At 46.8% G+C, this 16,006-nt stretch carries 26 protein-coding genes; 15 read left to right on the top strand and 11 right to left on the bottom strand.

What is annotated here, in order from left to right; genetic code table 11:
- Positions 1-63 precede the first annotated feature (63 nt).
- Positions 64-783, bottom strand: coding sequence for an alpha/beta fold hydrolase (locus tag KNQ09_RS05265; protein WP_214857730.1), 720 nt, complete (start codon positions 781-783; stop codon positions 64-66).
- Between the two features lie 90 nt (positions 784-873).
- On the opposite strand from KNQ09_RS05265, the gene KNQ09_RS05260 reads away from it, so the two are divergent.
- Together KNQ09_RS05260 and KNQ09_RS05255 are read left to right on the top strand one after the other, a co-directional pair.
- Entirely contained in the window at positions 874-1,536 is a 663-nt protein-coding gene (locus KNQ09_RS05260; protein WP_214857728.1) for a Type 1 glutamine amidotransferase-like domain-containing protein, read from the top strand.
- Positions 1,533-2,090, top strand: coding sequence for a histidine phosphatase family protein (locus KNQ09_RS05255; protein ID WP_214857726.1), 558 nt, complete (start codon positions 1,533-1,535; stop codon positions 2,088-2,090). The genes KNQ09_RS05260 and KNQ09_RS05255 overlap by 4 nt, the downstream gene beginning before the upstream one ends.
- Before the next feature lie 5 nt (positions 2,091-2,095).
- On the opposite strand, the gene KNQ09_RS05250 is transcribed toward KNQ09_RS05255, so the two are convergent.
- On the bottom strand, positions 2,096-2,368 hold the full coding sequence (locus KNQ09_RS05250) for a hypothetical protein (RefSeq protein WP_214857724.1): 273 nt from the start codon (positions 2,366-2,368) through the stop codon (positions 2,096-2,098).
- Between the two features lie 147 nt (positions 2,369-2,515).
- On the opposite strand from KNQ09_RS05250, the gene KNQ09_RS05245 reads away from it, so the two are divergent.
- Entirely contained in the window at positions 2,516-3,052 is a 537-nt protein-coding gene (locus KNQ09_RS05245) for a PadR family transcriptional regulator (protein ID WP_214729420.1), read from the top strand.
- A 1-nt stretch (position 3,053) separates the two neighbouring features.
- The gene (locus tag KNQ09_RS05240) at positions 3,054-3,518 is read left to right on the top strand and encodes a DUF4188 domain-containing protein (RefSeq protein WP_029341806.1); all 465 of its coding nucleotides are present in this window, start codon (positions 3,054-3,056) and stop codon (positions 3,516-3,518) included.
- Positions 3,519-3,553: 35 nt separating this feature from the next.
- Here KNQ09_RS05240 and KNQ09_RS05235 read toward each other — a convergent pair whose 3' ends face one another.
- Complete coding sequence (locus KNQ09_RS05235; RefSeq protein ID WP_075642401.1) at positions 3,554-3,712, bottom strand: DUF1272 domain-containing protein; 159 nt, start codon at positions 3,710-3,712, stop codon at positions 3,554-3,556.
- Positions 3,713-3,848: 136 nt separating this feature from the next.
- Here KNQ09_RS05235 and KNQ09_RS05230 point away from each other — a divergent pair, with 136 nt between their 5' ends.
- From KNQ09_RS05230 to KNQ09_RS05220, 3 genes are read left to right on the top strand one after another with little or no spacing between them, the layout of a single operon-like run.
- Complete coding sequence (locus KNQ09_RS05230) at positions 3,849-4,274, top strand: Lrp/AsnC family transcriptional regulator (protein WP_214857722.1); 426 nt, start codon at positions 3,849-3,851, stop codon at positions 4,272-4,274.
- A complete protein-coding gene (locus KNQ09_RS05225; RefSeq protein ID WP_214857720.1) occupies positions 4,271-5,029 on the top strand; it encodes an aminoglycoside phosphotransferase family protein in 759 nt (252 codons plus the stop codon). The genes KNQ09_RS05230 and KNQ09_RS05225 overlap by 4 nt, the downstream gene beginning before the upstream one ends.
- Positions 5,030-5,054: 25 nt before the next feature.
- Positions 5,055-5,687 (top strand): Type 1 glutamine amidotransferase-like domain-containing protein, encoded by a 633-nt coding sequence (locus tag KNQ09_RS05220; RefSeq protein WP_214857718.1) that lies wholly within the window; start codon positions 5,055-5,057, stop codon positions 5,685-5,687.
- On the opposite strand, the gene KNQ09_RS05215 is transcribed toward KNQ09_RS05220, so the two are convergent.
- A complete protein-coding gene (locus KNQ09_RS05215; RefSeq protein WP_214857716.1) occupies positions 5,680-6,138 on the bottom strand; it encodes a VOC family protein in 459 nt (152 codons plus the stop codon). The genes KNQ09_RS05220 and KNQ09_RS05215 overlap by 8 nt on opposite strands.
- Positions 6,138-6,518 (bottom strand): winged helix-turn-helix transcriptional regulator, encoded by a 381-nt coding sequence (locus KNQ09_RS05210; RefSeq protein ID WP_251138095.1) that lies wholly within the window; start codon positions 6,516-6,518, stop codon positions 6,138-6,140. Before KNQ09_RS05210 ends, KNQ09_RS05215 begins: the two co-directional genes overlap by 1 nt.
- Positions 6,519-6,637: 119 nt before the next feature.
- Here KNQ09_RS05210 and KNQ09_RS05205 point away from each other — a divergent pair, with 119 nt between their 5' ends.
- From KNQ09_RS05205 to KNQ09_RS05190, 4 genes are all read left to right on the top strand, one after another.
- Complete coding sequence (locus KNQ09_RS05205; RefSeq protein ID WP_214857713.1) at positions 6,638-7,318, top strand: NAD(P)H-dependent oxidoreductase; 681 nt, start codon at positions 6,638-6,640, stop codon at positions 7,316-7,318.
- A 191-nt stretch (positions 7,319-7,509) separates the two neighbouring features.
- Entirely contained in the window at positions 7,510-7,944 is a 435-nt protein-coding gene (locus KNQ09_RS05200; protein WP_214723322.1) for a MarR family winged helix-turn-helix transcriptional regulator, read from the top strand.
- 58 nt (positions 7,945-8,002) lie between these two features.
- Positions 8,003-8,986 carry a ring-cleaving dioxygenase gene (locus KNQ09_RS05195; protein ID WP_035397186.1) on the top strand — a complete coding sequence of 328 codons (984 nt, stop codon included), beginning with the start codon at positions 8,003-8,005 and terminating at the stop codon, positions 8,984-8,986.
- 54 nt (positions 8,987-9,040) lie between these two features.
- Positions 9,041-9,583, top strand: a complete 543-nt coding sequence (locus tag KNQ09_RS05190; RefSeq protein ID WP_050678013.1) for an NADPH-dependent FMN reductase — start codon at positions 9,041-9,043, stop codon at positions 9,581-9,583.
- Between the two features lie 53 nt (positions 9,584-9,636).
- Here the strand turns inward: KNQ09_RS05190 and KNQ09_RS05185 are convergent, their stop codons facing one another.
- From KNQ09_RS05185 to KNQ09_RS05175, 3 genes are all read right to left on the bottom strand, one after another.
- Complete coding sequence (locus KNQ09_RS05185) at positions 9,637-9,846, bottom strand: hypothetical protein (RefSeq protein WP_214723320.1); 210 nt, start codon at positions 9,844-9,846, stop codon at positions 9,637-9,639.
- A gap of 75 nt (positions 9,847-9,921) precedes the next feature.
- Positions 9,922-10,092, bottom strand: a complete 171-nt coding sequence (locus tag KNQ09_RS05180) for a hypothetical protein (RefSeq protein WP_214723318.1) — start codon at positions 10,090-10,092, stop codon at positions 9,922-9,924.
- A 12-nt stretch (positions 10,093-10,104) separates the two neighbouring features.
- Entirely contained in the window at positions 10,105-10,449 is a 345-nt protein-coding gene (locus tag KNQ09_RS05175) for a DUF2200 domain-containing protein (RefSeq protein WP_214857712.1), read from the bottom strand.
- A 103-nt stretch (positions 10,450-10,552) separates the two neighbouring features.
- Between KNQ09_RS05175 and KNQ09_RS05170 the strand changes: the two genes are divergently transcribed.
- Entirely contained in the window at positions 10,553-11,236 is a 684-nt protein-coding gene (locus tag KNQ09_RS05170) for a hypothetical protein (RefSeq protein WP_214857711.1), read from the top strand.
- Here KNQ09_RS05170 and KNQ09_RS05165 read toward each other — a convergent pair whose 3' ends face one another.
- Together KNQ09_RS05165 and KNQ09_RS05160 are read right to left on the bottom strand one after the other, a co-directional pair.
- Positions 11,237-12,265, bottom strand: a complete 1,029-nt coding sequence (locus KNQ09_RS05165; RefSeq protein WP_214857710.1) for an ABC transporter permease — start codon at positions 12,263-12,265, stop codon at positions 11,237-11,239. It lies immediately after the preceding gene.
- Positions 12,265-12,981 (bottom strand): ABC transporter ATP-binding protein, encoded by a 717-nt coding sequence (locus tag KNQ09_RS05160; RefSeq protein WP_214857709.1) that lies wholly within the window; start codon positions 12,979-12,981, stop codon positions 12,265-12,267. Before KNQ09_RS05160 ends, KNQ09_RS05165 begins: the two co-directional genes overlap by 1 nt.
- A 154-nt stretch (positions 12,982-13,135) precedes the next feature.
- Here KNQ09_RS05160 and KNQ09_RS05155 point away from each other — a divergent pair, with 154 nt between their 5' ends.
- Positions 13,136-13,723: a TetR/AcrR family transcriptional regulator gene (locus KNQ09_RS05155; RefSeq protein ID WP_214857708.1), complete on the top strand. Its 588-nt coding sequence runs from the start codon at positions 13,136-13,138 to the stop codon at positions 13,721-13,723.
- Positions 13,720-14,250: a nucleotidyltransferase family protein gene (locus tag KNQ09_RS05150; RefSeq protein ID WP_214857706.1), complete on the top strand. Its 531-nt coding sequence runs from the start codon at positions 13,720-13,722 to the stop codon at positions 14,248-14,250. Before KNQ09_RS05155 ends, KNQ09_RS05150 begins: the two co-directional genes overlap by 4 nt.
- Before the next feature lies 1 nt (position 14,251).
- Here KNQ09_RS05150 and KNQ09_RS05145 read toward each other — a convergent pair whose 3' ends face one another.
- Positions 14,252-15,508, bottom strand: a complete 1,257-nt coding sequence (locus KNQ09_RS05145) for a hypothetical protein (RefSeq protein ID WP_214857704.1) — start codon at positions 15,506-15,508, stop codon at positions 14,252-14,254.
- A 220-nt stretch (positions 15,509-15,728) separates the two neighbouring features.
- Between KNQ09_RS05145 and KNQ09_RS17535 the strand changes: the two genes are divergently transcribed.
- On the top strand, positions 15,729-15,851 hold the full coding sequence (locus KNQ09_RS17535) for a hypothetical protein (RefSeq protein ID WP_256443265.1): 123 nt from the start codon (positions 15,729-15,731) through the stop codon (positions 15,849-15,851).
- Positions 15,852-16,006 lie beyond the last annotated feature (155 nt).

The raw sequence follows: 16,006 nt of genomic DNA, 5'->3' as shown, positions 1-16,006 counted from the left end.
TGTCGAATCAAGCTTACATTAGTTATACGTATGTAAATGGGAAATAGTTCCTTTGAAAAGAGTTTAAGAATCACCTGAAATCAAACGATGTAACGCATCGATCACAATATCGGGAGCATCCTGTTGAATGAAGTGCCGGCTGTTGGCAACTTCGATGAATGATCCTTGAATCGACTGTGCAGCAGTTTGTCGTTGCAATTCGTGCCACAATAGTTGCGCTTCACGCGAATAATGATCCTTTTTACCAGCAGACAGAACAATGAGTGGAAATGGGTAGAGGACATCGACGTTCGTCGCTTCAATACTCTCTTTAAAATCTTCGTATGTACATTCGAGCGTGAATTGTTTTTTGTAAATGGATTGGAACGTGTTTGGCATAACGGGTAAGAAGCGTTGAATATAGGACTCTGGTGTTGCATCAATGAGCAATAGCCCATTTATTTCATTTGGATATTGCGATGCAAATTGTCGAACTAACGTGCCGCCATAGGAATGACCAACAAGAATGAATGGTGGTTTGAGAGATAAAGTATGAATCAAACGGCGAAGGCGATTCACGCTCTGTCGACTAGTCTCGGAATCATAGGGCATACTGCCACCGATGTTCGTACGGTCATATATCAAGATCGTTCCAAGTCCTTCAACTTGATCCATGATTGGTTGCCAAGTTGAAAGATCTTGTCCATATCCATTTTCAAAGATAAACGTCGGTTGATTGGAAGTTCCGAGAATCAGACGATAGTGTAACGTCGTTTCAGGTAACGTCATTAAATCGAAAGACATATGATTCCTCCTATTCTAGTGGGAATAAAAGTAAGGATACCAGAAACGTACAAATATTGTAAACTGAAGCAAAGGACAGGAGGTATCATGATGGACTATTTATTAACGTCTGGTGGGATACAAAATCCATCGATTCACAACGCGTTACGCGAGATGCTCGGAAAACCGATTGAGGAATGCCATGCCATCGCGATCACGACAGCTTCATATGCGTTATCCAAAGGATTGGAGCTTGCTACAAACTTCATTCAAGGAAAAGATGAGGCACCGATGGTTGATTTAGGATGGAAGTCAGTCGGTCTGTTGGAATTATCAGCGGTCTCGGTAATTGATCCAGCAATTTGGCAACCAGCGGTCGAACAAGCGGATGTCATCCTCGTTAATGGTGGGGATCCACTCTTTCTACATCATTGGTTCGTCGAATCGGGTTTTGATCGCATGTTACCGAATTTGACAGGGGTCTATGTCGGGATGAGTGCCGGTAGCATGGTGCTTACGCCACGAATTGGAACAGATTTCGTTGGGTGGAACAAGACGCCGGAGCAATCGGACGCAACATTAGGTCTCGTTGATTTTTCAATCTTCCCGCATCTCGATCATCCGCAGTTACCGGACAATCACTTACAAGCTGCCAAGTCTTGGGCTGAGATATTAACGAATCCAGCTTACGCAATCGACGACGCGACAGCGATCCGTGTCATCGGTTCGAACGTAGATGTAATTTCTGAAGGAACTTGGGTCCAGTTGCGATGAGGACGATCTATTTCGTTCGCCATTGCGAATCGATCAAAACAGGCAGTGATCGAGGGCGGGGATTAACAGATGCAGGTCAGGAACAAGCGCAAGAACTCGTAGCGTTCTTTCAAGCGCTGCCGATTGACGCCATTTATTCGAGTCCGATGCAACGAGCGATGGACTCCGTTCGCCCGCTTGCTGAGCAACGAGGTTTGCCGATCTACGAGGCAGCGTTTCAGGAACGGTGTTTTCAGGAAACAGACGAACGTTTATCACCTAAACGGCTAGAAGAACTGTTGAAGCGATCATTCCAAAATGACGATTACGCGCAAAAAGGTGGAGAGTCGAATCAAATAGCACGCAATCGTGCTCTAGTAGCCATCGATCAGCTACTTAAAACCCACCCGTACCACCGAGTGGTCGTCGCGACGCATGGTCTCGTGTTGGCGTTAGTGCTCGAACACTACACTGAACGACCGGCAAATGAGTGGCTGGGCGCGATGGGGAGTCCAGCAATCCATCAGCTGACATTCGATGCAAACGGGAAAACGTCTCATGAACAACTATTGTAAAATGATTAAATCTGCCCGCTGAAGATGAAACCGAGAAAGAGCAGTAGTAACACGCCAAGCGGAACGGCACAGGCGAGACTGACGTATTTGAGGATTCCCGGTTCGCGTCGTTTGAAGGCGACGATCCCGAGTCCGATTCCGAACAGATAAATGACAAGTCCGATCGGAATCGTAAGCATCGAGTTCGGTCCGAACGACCAGTTGAGCGGTGGGAAAATCATATAGGCGATGAGTAGACCGAGCAAACTAAAGAAGATAGAAGCTTTAGCGTATGTCATGTGAGAACTCCTTTTAATTAAGTATGTGAACAAGAATTCGGATTTAAAACGAGAATTCCTGCTTCATTTAGTGAATTTCTTGTTTGGCATTTGAATGAACGGGAACTATATCTAAAAGATAGTATCTTTTAGATATAGGAGGGACCGATGCCTAAAGAAAACATGACCCGTTATGCGATTCTCGGACTTCTTGCAAGTGGATGTACGTCTGGTTATGAGATGAAACATACGATCGACACGAGCTTGAATCACTTTTGGAAAATCAGCTTCGGACAAGTCTATCCGACACTGAAACGGTTAGAGGCGGAAGGATTGATCGTTGAAGAGGTCGCGGATGGGGAACGGAAACAATTCGCCCTGACGAAAAACGGGCATGCGGAGCTCGAGCGGTGGGTCGCTGAACCGTCCGTCGAATTGCCCGTGCAACGGAACGACCTGTTGTTGAAGCTGTACTTCGCTCGACATGCTTCAAAAGAGGTCACGTTGCAGAAAATTCAGGAGCACGCTCGATTGCTCGAAGAACGGCTTGAGACGTATCAAGCGATCGATGCGATGATTCGTTCTTATCCTGACTCGAATGATGCCGTCTATTGGTTATTGACGCTTGATTATGGCATTCGGAAGACACGGGCGTTACTCGACTGGTGCGACGCTTCCCTTGAGACCCTTGAAGGAGGAAATTGACATGAAACGGATCATTGCGACTCCGAACAAAGACGTCGTCGTGTTCATCATCGGTTTACGGATCAATCGCCTACGTTCTGTCCGGCAGTGGTTACCGACGGTCCAAGCGATGGGACCGATGCTACAAGAGTGTTATGAAAACGATGTCGGTCTGATTTCGCATGAGTCACTTGTCGGTTGGCGTTCCGTGACGTTGATTCAGTATTGGCGTTCGACGGAAGAATTGATGGCATATGCCCATGGTTCTCGTCATTTGACGGCGTGGAAACGATTCAATCAGAAGGCACGGACATCAGAAGCGGTCGGGATCTTCCATGAAACGTTCGAAGTCAGCAATTATGAGTCGATGTATGTCAATCTTCCAACCCGAGGTCTAGCGAAAGCACTCGGGGAGTCGGCGATCAAGCCGCATCAAGAACAAGCAAAAGGGCGCTTAGCCGAGCGGCAATCACAAGAGACGATCTAAATAGACAAAAGACGGGTGCCGAGGCATCCGTCTTTTTATGTCGCGACTGGCGTGACGGGTTCAAGCATCTCCCCGCAGTTTTGGCAAATATGATCGAGCGTTTTCGTACACGGTTCGCAAAACGTACAAGCGTGCGAGCACTGATAGACCGTCGTTTCAATCGTTTCTTGACACCGGACACAGGTTGATTCCATATGTATCACCTCCTGTAATTAGTATAAGAAAAGCATTTTGAGGAGCACAGTAGGAGAACATAGGAAAAGGCTATATTTTCCTTTGATTCCGTGTTAATTTGAAGAAAGTGGTTTTAATTCGAAAGGGAGATGAAAAATGGACCAAATTGATCAACAGATTATCCGGATTCTGCAAGACGATGCCCGGATTCCATGGTCGGAACTCGGACGACAGATCGGGTTATCGGCACCTGCCGTCATCGAACGGGTCCGAAAAATGGAGGACTCAGGGATCATCGAAGGATTCCGCGCTGTCATAAATCCGGAAGCACTCGCGCAAGGGTTACTCGCGGTCGTCATGTTCGAAGAGACACGCTGCGCAGGCTTGATTGAATTTTGTAAAGGACATCCAGAAGTCGTCGAGTGTCACCGTCTGACCGGTAGCTATAACTTCATGGTCAAGTTGCAAACGGCGTCCGTTACAACACTGGAACATTTTCTTGATGACGCATCGGTCTACGGCAAACCATCGACCTGGATTCGACTGTCGACGCCAGTGCCGTTCACGGGATATACGGTATGACGGAAGCGACACGTGTACGGATCGAACAACTGACGGGGGATATCGAGTACATCGAACAACTCGGTGAGCAAGGGGGAACTTCGATTGTGTACCGGATTGAAGCAAAGAAAGGGAGTTACTTACTAAAGACTGCTACGGAAGCGAGATACCAAGAATGGCTCGCAGAAGAAGCAATCGTCTTAGAAGAATGGATGCAACGAGAACCAGGGTTCCTACCTGAGTACGTTGGTTTTTTTAAGACGGAACAGCAAAGCCATCTCTTGATGCAGTGGCGAGACGGGATGACGTTGACGACAGCCTTAAGACAGGCGACAAGCGAGCAACGGATTCAGCTGTGGCAAGCGTTCGGAACGTATCTTTTCCAGTTTCATCAACGCATGACAGGGGGAACGTCACAGGAGTGGTTAACGGCACGACTTATGACAGCGGAACGTTATGTCGCATCTGCTTGGACGTCCGGTACGTTGGATTTACTGAAACGATTGAAATCTATCCGGCCGAATCCGATTGCCGCTAGTTGGATTCATGGCGACTGTACGACGGACAATATGTTGGTCGCGACGGACGGAACGCTGTCGTTCATTGATGTCGGAGCGATAAGACCGGGCGATCGGCGGTATGACATCGCTCTTGCGATCAGTCCAATCATCGATGATCCGCGAGCCCTCGATGCCTTTTATGAAGGCTATCGTTTCGAGCGATTGACTAAACGAGAATTTGATTATTACGAACACGGACTGTATTCCTTTTTCTAAAAAGTCGTTGCAAAGGAGAAAAAAGATGAACCTCATGCTAATCGGAGGCGGTCAACTGGTTGCTCCGTCTCACCAATTCATCAATCGGCATGTCGTTCAACTGACGAAACACGCGCCACATATCGTCTTCCTGCCGACGGCAAGTCGAGATGAATCGTTATATCAATACCAATTTCGAGATACATATGAAGCACTTGGAGCGATCGTCTCGGTCGTCACGCTATTTGACGACGAACAATCCATGGCGACGCAACGACGATTAATAGAACGTGCCGACATTCTTTATGTCGGCGGTGGCAATTACCCGTTACTCGTTCAGACGCTTGCTCTAAAAGGCATGGATGTATTGCTTGAACAAGTCGTTGAGCGTGGAACATGGTACGTCGGTGTCAGTGCTGGAGCGATCTATGCGATGGAATTCGGAATCCGTACGAGTGAGGACGGAACGGACTATTGCCTGGATACGGGGCAAGGCTGGCTGAGCGGTTGTCTCTGTCCTCATTTAAACCAGGAAAAACGGGCAACCCGTTTTCAGGAACACTTGTCTCAAATGAATCACGCGATCGGATTACCTGACGATACGGCGTATATTCTTTCTGGGACAGATCACTATCGATTAGGAGAAGGACACGCGTTGTATGGACGTTACATTAAGTGAACGTTAGCGTCTCGAACTCTAGGAGTGTCATCTTCTTCGATAGTCGTTTCGGATTCGGTAAGTGACAGATGAATTCTAGACTATTTCCATCCGGATCATTGAAATGCAATTTGGCATGGGCGTAATTCGTATGTGTCATCACGAAGGGCTCATCTGGTCCAAATCCAAATGCAGCGCGTGGTTCGATTTGACGCTCGCGCAGCCAACCTGGAGCATTCCGTAAAAAGTCGATATCGACAGTTAAAGCGATGTGTCGGATAGAAGGATGATACGGTGTGTTCGCGTGCTCGCTAAGCCAAAGTCCAATCCAGCTTTTTCCGGGTTCAATCCATAAGAATGCGATTCGATCGTCAACGGTATGATCAAAGGTCAATCCGAGTGATTCGTAAAATACAATCGATCGATGTAAATCAGTTACCGGTAGATGCGCTTCATATAGTGAGAACGTCATCAAACGAGTTCTCCTGCGAGTTCTCCTGTAGCACGATGTTCGAGCACGCTAGACATATGTTCGGTCGCCCATTGTTTCATCATCAGGACGAGTGGACGAAGGGTCTCACCGAGCGGGGTAAGCGAATACTCGACCCGAGGTGGCACTTCTGCGTATGTCACACGTTGGATCAGCCCATCGTACTCGAGTTCTCGTAATTGTAAGGTCAAGATACGCGGACTAATGGATTCGGAGGTCTTCAATAGTTCTGAAAAGCGAAGCGGACCGTCAAGCAATTGATAGATCAGGATGGCTTTCCATTTTCCACCGATCACTTCAACCGTCGCTGCCGTCGCGCAAGAATAGGTATTCAGAAAGACACAACTTTCTTCGATTTGCATGTGGATCATCTCCTTTAGTTACATGATTGATAGTATGTCACTTCAAAGTGCGTACTTGTCGCTTGTTAGGGAGCGGCATACACTTCAGATGTCACTATCATACGAAATGAGGCTAGAACATGTTAACTAAAACGACTACCGATTTACGAAAACAACAGATTCTCGAGGCATTCGCCTTCCGTCACGCGACAAAACGATTTGCGGACAAACAGATTCCGGAAGATGATTTTGCCTTCATTCTCGAAACAGGGCGTCTTTCACCGTCATCGTTTGGCTACGAACCGTGGCGCTTTCTCGTCATTCAAGATGAGTCACTTCGTGCGCGTCTTGCACCGCTTGCATGGGGCGCTGCTGGACAACTTGAGACAGCGAGCCACTTCGTCATCCTCTTGGCTCGAAATGAACAGGACATGCATTTTGACGAGCCTTACATCAACCATATGATGCAGGACGTGATCGGATTAACGCCTGAAGCACAGAAAGGTCGTCATTCATTTTATCGTCAGTTCCAAGAATCAGACTTCGATCTTGTGTCATCAAAGCGTGCCATGCGGGATTGGTCGGCAAAACAAACATACATTGCGCTCGGTAACATGATGACCAGTGCGGCACAAATCGGGATTGATTCGTGTCCAATCGAAGGGTTCGACCAACAAGCTATCGAACAGCTGTTACGTGAAGAAGGACATTTGACGGACAATCTGAATGTCGCGGTCATGGCAGCGTTCGGTTACCGAAATGCAGCACCGGCTCATGCGCAAACGCGTCAAGCCATCGCTGATCTCGTTGATTGGGTCTAAACTTCAAGCTATTTTAAAAACTATGTGATTCATCGCAACTGAGCTGATTTTTTCTTCGGCTCAGTTTTTTGTTTACTAGGCATTATGGTCATATAAATAATCATCAAAACAGTTGACGAACAAAAATCGAGATGGTATATTTATCTCGAATTAAAGATATATGAATTAAAGATACAATAGAGGTGAACGAAATGACACGACCGAATCCGAACTTGAAAGCATTAACGGTCATGGTGCGCGCAGTCGATGCGTTACATGAAGTCATCAAGAAGGATGTTGCGCAATGGGGGTTGAACCCGACGGATTTTTCGGTTCTTGAGTTGCTGTTTCACAGAGGCAGGCAACCGATTCAATTGATTGGGAAAAAAGTCTTGATCACGAGCAGTAGCATCACCTATGTCATCGATAAGCTCGAAAAGAAAAATTACGTTGTCCGAAAAGCATGTCCAGAGGATCGGCGTGTGACATTTGCGGAACTGACCTCTGAAGGACACCAACTGATGGAAGCTATTTTTCCAAAGCACGAGCAAGCGATCAATCAAGTATTTCAAGGAATAGCCCCGTCAGACCTCGAAGCATTCATCGAGACAGCCAAAACGATCGGCTATCAAGCAAAAAAACAATAAAATTTTTTAGACTGATATCTCGAATTCGAGATAATAACCATTAAAGGAGCGATTTTTCATGAATGAACTAAAAGGAATCCACCACGTGACGGCGATTACGAGCAGTGCCGAGAAAAACTATGACTTCTTTACGAACGTCCTAGGGATGCGATTGGTCAAGAAGACCGTCAATCAGGATGACATCCAGACGTATCACTTATTCTTCGCCGATGATAAAGGATCTGCCGGCACGGATATGACGTTCTTTGATTTCCCTGGTATTCAAAAAGGGTCACACGGAACGAATGAAATCTTCAAGACGGCGTTCCGTGTTCCAACGGATGCGGCACTTGAATACTGGATTAAACGCTTTGACAAATATGACGTCAAGCACCGTGGTATCAAAGAACAATTCGGCAAGCAGACGCTCTCGTTCGTCGATTTTGATGAGCAACAATACATGTTGATCTCTGACGAGCATAATCAAGGTGTCGCTTCTGGCACACCGTGGCAAAACGGTCCGGTACCCCTCGAGTTCGCGATCACGGGACTCGGTCCAATTCACATCCGGATCGCGGAATTCGACAATTTAAAAGCGGTACTTGAACAAGCGATGTTGATGCGCGAAGTCGATCAAGCGGGTTCCCTGCATTTGTTCGAGATGGGTGAAGGCGGAAATGGTGCCCAAGTCATCGTTGAGCATAACGTCGTTCTACCAAGCGGACGTCAAGGATTCGGAACGGTGCACCACGTCGCCTTCCGAGTTGAAGATACGGCTGCCTTACAGGAATGGATCGAGCGGATGCAACAGCTACGCTTCAACACGTCCGGTTACGTCGATCGCTTCTTCTTCGAGTCCCTTTATGCTCGTGTCGCGCGTGGTGTCTTGTTCGAGTGGGCAACGGATGGTCCTGGTTTCATGGGTGATGAGCCATACGAAACGGTCGGGGAGAAATTATCATTACCACCATTCCTCGAGCCACAACGGGCACAGATCGAACAAATGGTCCGTCCGATCGATACGGTCCGGAGTACGCGGAAAATCGAAAAAGAATACCTTTAAGAGAACATTACGATAATGTAACTAACCGCATCTAAACAAGAGGAGGAAATGAAAATGGAGAAATTAAACATTGGCATCATCTTAGGATCCACACGTGAAGGACGTCTCAGCCCACAAGTCGGGAACTGGGTCAAACAACTCGCTGATCAACGGGGTGACGCGAACTATACGATTCTTGATATCGCGGACTACAAATTACCGCTCCTAGGTGAAAAGGACGGGGATGCGTCAGGTGCTGCTGCTTGGTCGAAGGATGTCGCAGCACAAGACGGATTCGTCTTCATCGTTCAGGAATACAACCACTCAATTGCAGCGTCACTCAAGAACGCGCTCGATTATCTACGGGTCGAATGGAACAATAAAGCGGCAGGGATCGTCTCTTATGGTTCTGTCGGTGGAGCTCGGGCGGCAGAACACTTGCGTGGCATCCTCGGTGAGTTATTGATTGCCGATGTCCGAGTGCATCCAGCGTTATCCTTGTTCACTGATTTCGAGAATGGATCGGTCTTAAAAGCGGCAGCCGTTCAAGAAACATCGGTCAACCAAATGCTCGATCAAGTCATTCCGTGGGCAACGGCGTTAAAAACGATTCGCTAATTCGTGATTGATCAGAAAACCCCCTCATTTCGATGAAATGAGGGGGTTTTTTGTCATGTACAACACGACGTGACGCGGCGCAGATCCTTTTCTTGAATGTAAAGCGTGTGTTGGCGGACTTTATAAGGAATGTCAGCCGCTTGAAGACGTTCGAGATAGTGACCCGTCGGAGCGACCGTCCATTTCACATATGTTGTTACGGCATTCGGTGAAGCAAGACAGATGAGTAGCAAAAGCGGAAGGATCCATTTTCGAATCTTCAATCGTATACCTTCTTCATTATTTCAAATACTGTATTAATGATTTTATTGTTTAAATCAAAAACTAAAAATCACGACTCACGTCAACAAAAAATAACTGACCATCAAGCCGACCAACAGACCACTAAAAGCAAGTCGATAGACGGGTGAGTAATGGGTTCCTTTATTTCGTTTGACTTGATAGACGATGAAATAGGTCACACTGGTCACCATGACGAGGATCGCCAGTGTACTGAGTAAAGTAGACATCAGCATTCCTCCTTATCGTAAGATTTTAGCTAACGCTTTTCCTTTCGCCAACTCATCGACGAGTTTGTCGAGAATCCGGATGTTACGAATGTGCGGATCCGTTAGGTTTTCTACTCGAATCCCGCAGATGACGCCAGTGACTAAAAAGCGGCGTTCGTTCAGGGCGGGTGCTTGCTCGAAAAAGGTAGCGACGTTTTGGGTTTTTATGGCTTGTTCAAGAGTTGATTGCGTGTGTCCGGTCAACCAGAACAGCACGTCATCGAGCTCGTCTTGCGTCCGTTGCTTGCGCTCGACTTTTTGACGGTATACCTGATACAGCTGCAACATTGGCATTTGAAATACTTTTTCGTAGCTCATCTGAATCGCCTCCTTTCATGGTAACATATGGGAAAAGGTCTTGTGTCACGGATTTCAATTCGGTTTGGAGGTGCAGGATGAAATGAGACATCGAATCATTGGAATGACTTTTTTGACGTGCCTAGTCCTATTTTTAGGCATCATGGGTGTAAAACTATCGTATCAAGCATTGATCGATCCACCGATTGATCAATCGACAGGAAACTGGGTACATATTCCGAGTAAGATCTTACCGACTAAAAAAGTCATCTATGTGAAAGAAGAACAAATCATCAAACAACCGGATTCTTCAAAAATTGGGCACGAAAGATATCGGAAGGAACCTAAAAAGAAAAAACCGATTGAGCTTGGACGAGGTTTCTTGACGGATGCGATCAATCAAATCGCTCGTGTGACTCCTTGGATTGTCGCTTTAGTGATCATCTTCTATCTGTATCGTCGACAACGATTCAACCGTATGAAGTGGTCATTTCCATCAAAGCATCAACCGAAACGAACCGCTCTATCGCTTCCGCTAACGCCTGAAGCCGAGTCCTCGTCAGAAGACAGTATGCTTGATTCAAAAATTCGTGAAGCGGTGCACGCGTTCAATCGGTCACTTGCTCCAGTGCAACAGCGACGGACACATGAGACGCTGACGGAGTGGTTAACACGTTTAGAAGTCACGGTTCCGCATGAGATCTATCAGCTCGTTCGGTATGCTGATGTTCCGGAACATACACTCGATCCTTCGCGACGAACTGTTTTCCTCGAACAGCTTGAGCAAAATCAGACACGTCTTGTGTAATCAGCCGTGTCTTTTTTGGTGTCCGCGATATTTATTGAGAGCGAGCATGTTCAACAGGAACAACACTGCACCATAGAGGAACAATCCAAGCCAGTACGGCCAGATGCTTGACCAACCGTTGCCGTAGACGAGCACCTCTTTGATCGCGCTCGCTCCGTAGAAAATCGGGGTGATATATCCGATGTTACCGAGTCCATACGGGATTAAATCAAGCGGAATCAAGCCCGAGAAGAAAATCTGCGGAATGATCGTAAAGGGAATCAACTGGACGACTTGTAATTCAGACTGAGCAAAGATTGAAATCGTTGCGCCGAACAAGACCGCGACGACGGCAAGTCCAAGCATCGTCAGGAAGACCCAGATGATCGAGCCTTCAGACGGTAAGTCAAGAACGGTCGTCGCGTACAGGACGACAAGAATCGCCTGGATGGAAGCGAAGACGCTATAACCGAGCGTATAGCCAAAGATGACGTCGGTTTGACGAATCGGTGTCATCATCAACCGCTCGAGCGTGCCGCCACTGCGTTCTTTGACGAGTGCCATTGCTGACAAGATAAAGACGAAGAAGAAGGAGAACAGCGATAAAAAGACGAAGCCAAGCGCATCAAAGGTCGATTGATCAACATCTCCGTACAGATAGTTCGTCTCGAGTTGCATCGTCGGTTGCAGCGATGCCAGTCCAGCTTGAATTTCGCGTAACGCTTTGGAACTTTTCGTCGAAGGTTCACGGAGGTTCAACGCTAGCTGATTGTCTTTCATATCTAAGACGACGTCGACCGTTTCATGGTCCTTGAGATAGGCGTCAGCATCGCTGCCGTTATACGTTTTAAGCGACAGATCCTGTTTTTCGATCGCTTGTGAGACTGGAGTCGGTACATCTTGACTGATGGCGACGACTGGCGTGTAGTCATCGTTTCCAAGTAGGAAATAGATCAAGGTGAAGATTAATAACGGAGCAAGCAAAATCAGTCCGACGCTTCGTTTATCGTTCAACGTTTGACGGATGACCCGTCGTGCGAGTTGCCACATCACGTCACGTCCTTTCCCGCGAGCAGGAATAGTTCCTCGACCTGACCGTTTTCTGTTTGTACGAGCAAACGGTCGAGCGGATCGTAGGCGATGATTCGACCGTTATAGATCAATGCTGCCCGGTCGCATTCATTGATTTCATCCATGACGTGGGTCGAGACGACGATCGTCGTACCTTGCGCACGAATCGCTTGGAATTGATTCCAAATCTGGCGGCGTAACACAGGATCGATCCCAACAGTTGGCTCATCCAGGAATAAGACGGTCGGACGATGCAGGATTGAGATGGCGAGGGACAATCGTTTCTTCATCCCACCGGAATAATGGCGAACGAGCTTTTTTTGATCATTCGTTAAATCGACGAGTGTCAAGACCTCCTCGATGCGTTTTGCTAAATCCTGACGGGACATGTTGTATAGGGAACCGAAAAATTGCAGGTTCGCAAGGCCCGATAAATCCTCATACAAAGCATCGTTTTGTGGCATGAAACCAATCTGCGATAACATCTTGAAGCTTGGCATCGAAGTGTCACCAATCTGAATTGTTCCCGCGTCCGCCTGGATCGCACCAATCATTAAACGAATCAGCGTCGTCTTACCGGAACCTGACGGACCAAGTAAGCCACAAATTTCACCGGACGGAATCAAAAGATCAATCTGTTGGAGAACGTTCTGTTGATGAAATGATTTTGATACACCATGTAATCGTAAATCCATCGTATTCTCCCTCCTTTTATGAAATAATTATTGAACAACGTGTTGATTAATTTCATTATAAAAGGGAGAGAAACTGGGAGCAATGACCAGTTGACGTTCATCTGTCGCTTAAGCGACAGATTTCTACAAAATGTTGAAGAAAGAGGCGATTTCGATGAAAAAACAGGATTTACGCGTTATCCGGACTGACCGGAGGATTCGTGAGACGTTCCTTCAGCTGATCGACGAAGTTGGTTTTGATGCTGTGACGATTAAGTTGTTGACGGATCGGGCGGAAGTCAACCGCGGGACGTTCTACCATCATTACGCGGATAAATACGAACTGCTCGAGCGGATGACGAATGAGATTTTTGAAAAGATTGAAGCGACGTTTGAACGCGAGATTCCCTTTGTCCTGATCAACCAAACGGAGGACTCACCGTACCGACGCATCATTCCGTTTCTGACGTTTCTTTATGAACACCGGACGCTGATGCGGATCCTACTCAGTCCGACGAGTGACGGGATGTTTCGGAACCGGGTCCGTGATTACATGCAACAGATTCTGTTCTCGGGACTACCGGAACAAGGAGAACGGCTCGTTCCAGAAAATTATCTCATTGCCTATCTCTCAGCCGCTCATCTCGGTGTCATCGAATCCTGGTTGAGCCACCCAAACGAGACATCACCGGATGAAATTGCGCGAATCATCTTTACGATTTCGATGGAAGGACCGTTTCGAGCAGCGGGGTTCCGGCGATGAGTCTTGAGCAAGTCTTAGAAAAAGTCGTCGCGTGTTTGCAACATGAACAGATTCAGTTTGGGGTCGGCGGTTCATTATTGTTACACCATCATGGCCTGCCTATCACTCCGCGCGACATCGATCTCGTCGTCGCGTTAGCGGACGCCGAACGGGCAGTCCTATTGTTATCTGAGATGGGAACTGTCGTTGAACAAGACGAGACGTCACTTTACGCGACGGAAGTGTTCCAGGAATTTATCATTGAAGGAATCGATCTCGATCTGATGAGCGGACTGCAGGTTCGCCATGACGAGGGCGTGTTCGTCTATCCGTTTGCTGAACAATCAATCGATTCAGCTGGACGTCCGTTCATGGCACTCGTCGATTGGTACGTCATCTATCAACTGATTCCGGGGCGGGAACAAAAGGTCACGATGATTGAAGACGTATTTATGAAACAGGAAGTCGACCGTAAGCGTCTCGAACAACTGAGAAGCCTCGTTCTTCCGCAAGTCGTAAGAAATCGGATAGATCAATGGCTGAATTGACCTATAAGTCGCGTAATAAGACGACTTCGTTCGTTGCTGATAAGTAAGCGTGGTTCGAGTCAAGCAAACCACAAAGAACGTAGTGACCTTTTGAGACATCGAACACATAACGCGGCGTGAGCAAAAGGTACGGACGTAATGCATTGAATATGACATCTTGCTGCTCGTCTTCGAGCTCCGGTGGAGTAACGGATGCGAGCGCGGTATGGAGTTCCTGATCGTCGGTCAAGCTAATCCAGTCAAGTGTCTTTTCGTCAAGGAGAATCGTGACGCGTCGTTGCTGATCAACATAGGACGTCGGATGCGCGCGTGACAACGTGACAGCAAGGTAAGGGTGTTGCCGGTAAATATACCGAATCATCCATTGTCCGGAATCGGCAGGGTACTCGTTTTGAATGAAGTCTTTGATTACGGTATGACAAGCGTTCACAGTCTCCTGCGAAATCGGATGAAAATCAGGATGTTCGGTCTGCGTGATCACGTCATTCGCCGTCACGGTTTCTCCAGATTGAAACGAATACCGTTCATACTTTTTAGACGGTAAACCTGTCCAAGATAACACATCATTCACTTCGATAGAGGAAGTGAAATCTGGTTTACTTGGAACAAGAATAGACCCTTTTTGCGTCACGAACGTCTCGACGACGCTATGCGCGTATTGATGTCCTGTTTTAGGGTAGGAAAACCATTTTATTTGTTGTTTGGTTAGCAAGTCGATGTCCTCGAGCGTTAAAGCGAAAACCTCCTGGTTCACATGATGATCAAGCGGATGAGGACCGTATAGGAACAACTCATCGAGTTGACCATTTTCCGTTAATGTCAGATGAATGAAGCAACCGGGAGTCAGCCGAATCCCTTCGTAACAACTCACATAACTGAAAAAAGTTTCGTTTTCTTCTTCGAGCATGAAATGTGTACCATGGATCATATCGGTTTCTGATTCAATCCAAGCGATCCGAGTGGTTGGATCACGTAAATCGTTCGGCACGGAATAAATCGAGCTCGGACCCTGTAAGGATAACGTCGTCGTTCGTTTCGTGACAGGGTCAATCGAAATCTGCACGGTTCCTTCAGGAAGCATCGTGCCATTCTCTTCCTCGATGACCGATGCACCTCGCGGAATCCAAAACGTTTCAAACGAGTAGACGGTTTGATCATTCATTTTGTCTCGAGCGTAAGATGAATCATAGAGAATGTAATCATTTAACTGATACTTCTCGATAATGAATTCGACTAATTGGTTAGTTAAGATATGCACTACGTTCACACCTTTCGATTACGATTAGCTGATTGTTTAAGGAAAAGAGAAGAAGTTTGATGGTTACGTTCTCTTTCTCATACGTTCAGTGTAACGTGAAGTATTGGAAAAAGAATGTGAATTGAAATTTATTACATAATTGTAAGGCGTCGAACACGGTTTAATGTATTATTCTAGAAGAGTAACTAGAAGTAGTATTAAGCTGTAGGAGGAAACAAAAGTGTCAGATTTTAATCTAGCTGTGAACGTGTTATTCGGAAGTGTCCATCTCATCCTCATGGCGATGGCTGTTCCATCGATCATCTACGCGCTTTATCTGTTACGAAAAATTGCTAATAAATGATTGCAGGGATTTATTGGTAATGAAAAGAAGATAGTTAAAGTACCTACGCATCATTCAAAGGAGGCGATGACATGTCATTTTGGACATGGTTTGCAATCTTATTTGTGTTAGCGGTTAGTGTCTACGCATCTTCTCAACCAAAACGTTCAAAGCAT

It is taken from the genome of Exiguobacterium sp. s191 (genome assembly GCF_018618955.1).
Taxonomy (GTDB): Bacteria; Bacillota; Bacilli; order Exiguobacteriales; family Exiguobacteriaceae; genus Exiguobacterium_A; species Exiguobacterium_A abrahamii.
Note: the sequence above shows the minus strand (reverse complement) of the source record. Positions and strands in the feature narration are given on the sequence as shown.

What these genes read in the sequence shown, in the direction of transcription:
- KNQ09_RS05265 (WP_214857730.1), bottom strand. Translation starts at nt 783, where the DNA reads ATGTCTTTCGATTTAATGACGTTACCTGAAACGACGTTACACTATCGT.
- KNQ09_RS05260 (WP_214857728.1), top strand. Translation starts at nt 874, where the DNA reads ATGGACTATTTATTAACGTCTGGTGGGATACAAAATCCATCGATTCAC.
- KNQ09_RS05255 (WP_214857726.1), top strand. Translation starts at nt 1,533, where the DNA reads ATGAGGACGATCTATTTCGTTCGCCATTGCGAATCGATCAAAACAGGC.
- KNQ09_RS05250 (WP_214857724.1), bottom strand. Translation starts at nt 2,368, where the DNA reads ATGACATACGCTAAAGCTTCTATCTTCTTTAGTTTGCTCGGTCTACTC.
- KNQ09_RS05245 (WP_214729420.1), top strand. Translation starts at nt 2,516, where the DNA reads ATGCCTAAAGAAAACATGACCCGTTATGCGATTCTCGGACTTCTTGCA.
- KNQ09_RS05240 (WP_029341806.1), top strand. Translation starts at nt 3,054, where the DNA reads ATGAAACGGATCATTGCGACTCCGAACAAAGACGTCGTCGTGTTCATC.
- KNQ09_RS05235 (WP_075642401.1), bottom strand. Translation starts at nt 3,712, where the DNA reads ATGGAATCAACCTGTGTCCGGTGTCAAGAAACGATTGAAACGACGGTC.
- KNQ09_RS05230 (WP_214857722.1), top strand. Translation starts at nt 3,849, where the DNA reads ATGGACCAAATTGATCAACAGATTATCCGGATTCTGCAAGACGATGCC.
- KNQ09_RS05225 (WP_214857720.1), top strand. Translation starts at nt 4,271, where the DNA reads ATGACGGAAGCGACACGTGTACGGATCGAACAACTGACGGGGGATATC.
- KNQ09_RS05220 (WP_214857718.1), top strand. Translation starts at nt 5,055, where the DNA reads ATGAACCTCATGCTAATCGGAGGCGGTCAACTGGTTGCTCCGTCTCAC.
- KNQ09_RS05215 (WP_214857716.1), bottom strand. Translation starts at nt 6,138, where the DNA reads ATGACGTTCTCACTATATGAAGCGCATCTACCGGTAACTGATTTACAT.
- KNQ09_RS05210 (WP_251138095.1), bottom strand. Translation starts at nt 6,518, where the DNA reads ATGCAAATCGAAGAAAGTTGTGTCTTTCTGAATACCTATTCTTGCGCG.
- KNQ09_RS05205 (WP_214857713.1), top strand. Translation starts at nt 6,638, where the DNA reads ATGTTAACTAAAACGACTACCGATTTACGAAAACAACAGATTCTCGAG.
- KNQ09_RS05200 (WP_214723322.1), top strand. Translation starts at nt 7,510, where the DNA reads ATGACACGACCGAATCCGAACTTGAAAGCATTAACGGTCATGGTGCGC.
- KNQ09_RS05195 (WP_035397186.1), top strand. Translation starts at nt 8,003, where the DNA reads ATGAATGAACTAAAAGGAATCCACCACGTGACGGCGATTACGAGCAGT.
- KNQ09_RS05190 (WP_050678013.1), top strand. Translation starts at nt 9,041, where the DNA reads ATGGAGAAATTAAACATTGGCATCATCTTAGGATCCACACGTGAAGGA.
- KNQ09_RS05180 (WP_214723318.1), bottom strand. Translation starts at nt 10,092, where the DNA reads ATGTCTACTTTACTCAGTACACTGGCGATCCTCGTCATGGTGACCAGT.
- KNQ09_RS05175 (WP_214857712.1), bottom strand. Translation starts at nt 10,449, where the DNA reads ATGAGCTACGAAAAAGTATTTCAAATGCCAATGTTGCAGCTGTATCAG.
- KNQ09_RS05170 (WP_214857711.1), top strand. Translation starts at nt 10,553, where the DNA reads ATGACTTTTTTGACGTGCCTAGTCCTATTTTTAGGCATCATGGGTGTA.
- KNQ09_RS05165 (WP_214857710.1), bottom strand. Translation starts at nt 12,265, where the DNA reads ATGTGGCAACTCGCACGACGGGTCATCCGTCAAACGTTGAACGATAAA.
- KNQ09_RS05160 (WP_214857709.1), bottom strand. Translation starts at nt 12,981, where the DNA reads ATGGATTTACGATTACATGGTGTATCAAAATCATTTCATCAACAGAAC.
- KNQ09_RS05155 (WP_214857708.1), top strand. Translation starts at nt 13,136, where the DNA reads ATGAAAAAACAGGATTTACGCGTTATCCGGACTGACCGGAGGATTCGT.
- KNQ09_RS05150 (WP_214857706.1), top strand. Translation starts at nt 13,720, where the DNA reads ATGAGTCTTGAGCAAGTCTTAGAAAAAGTCGTCGCGTGTTTGCAACAT.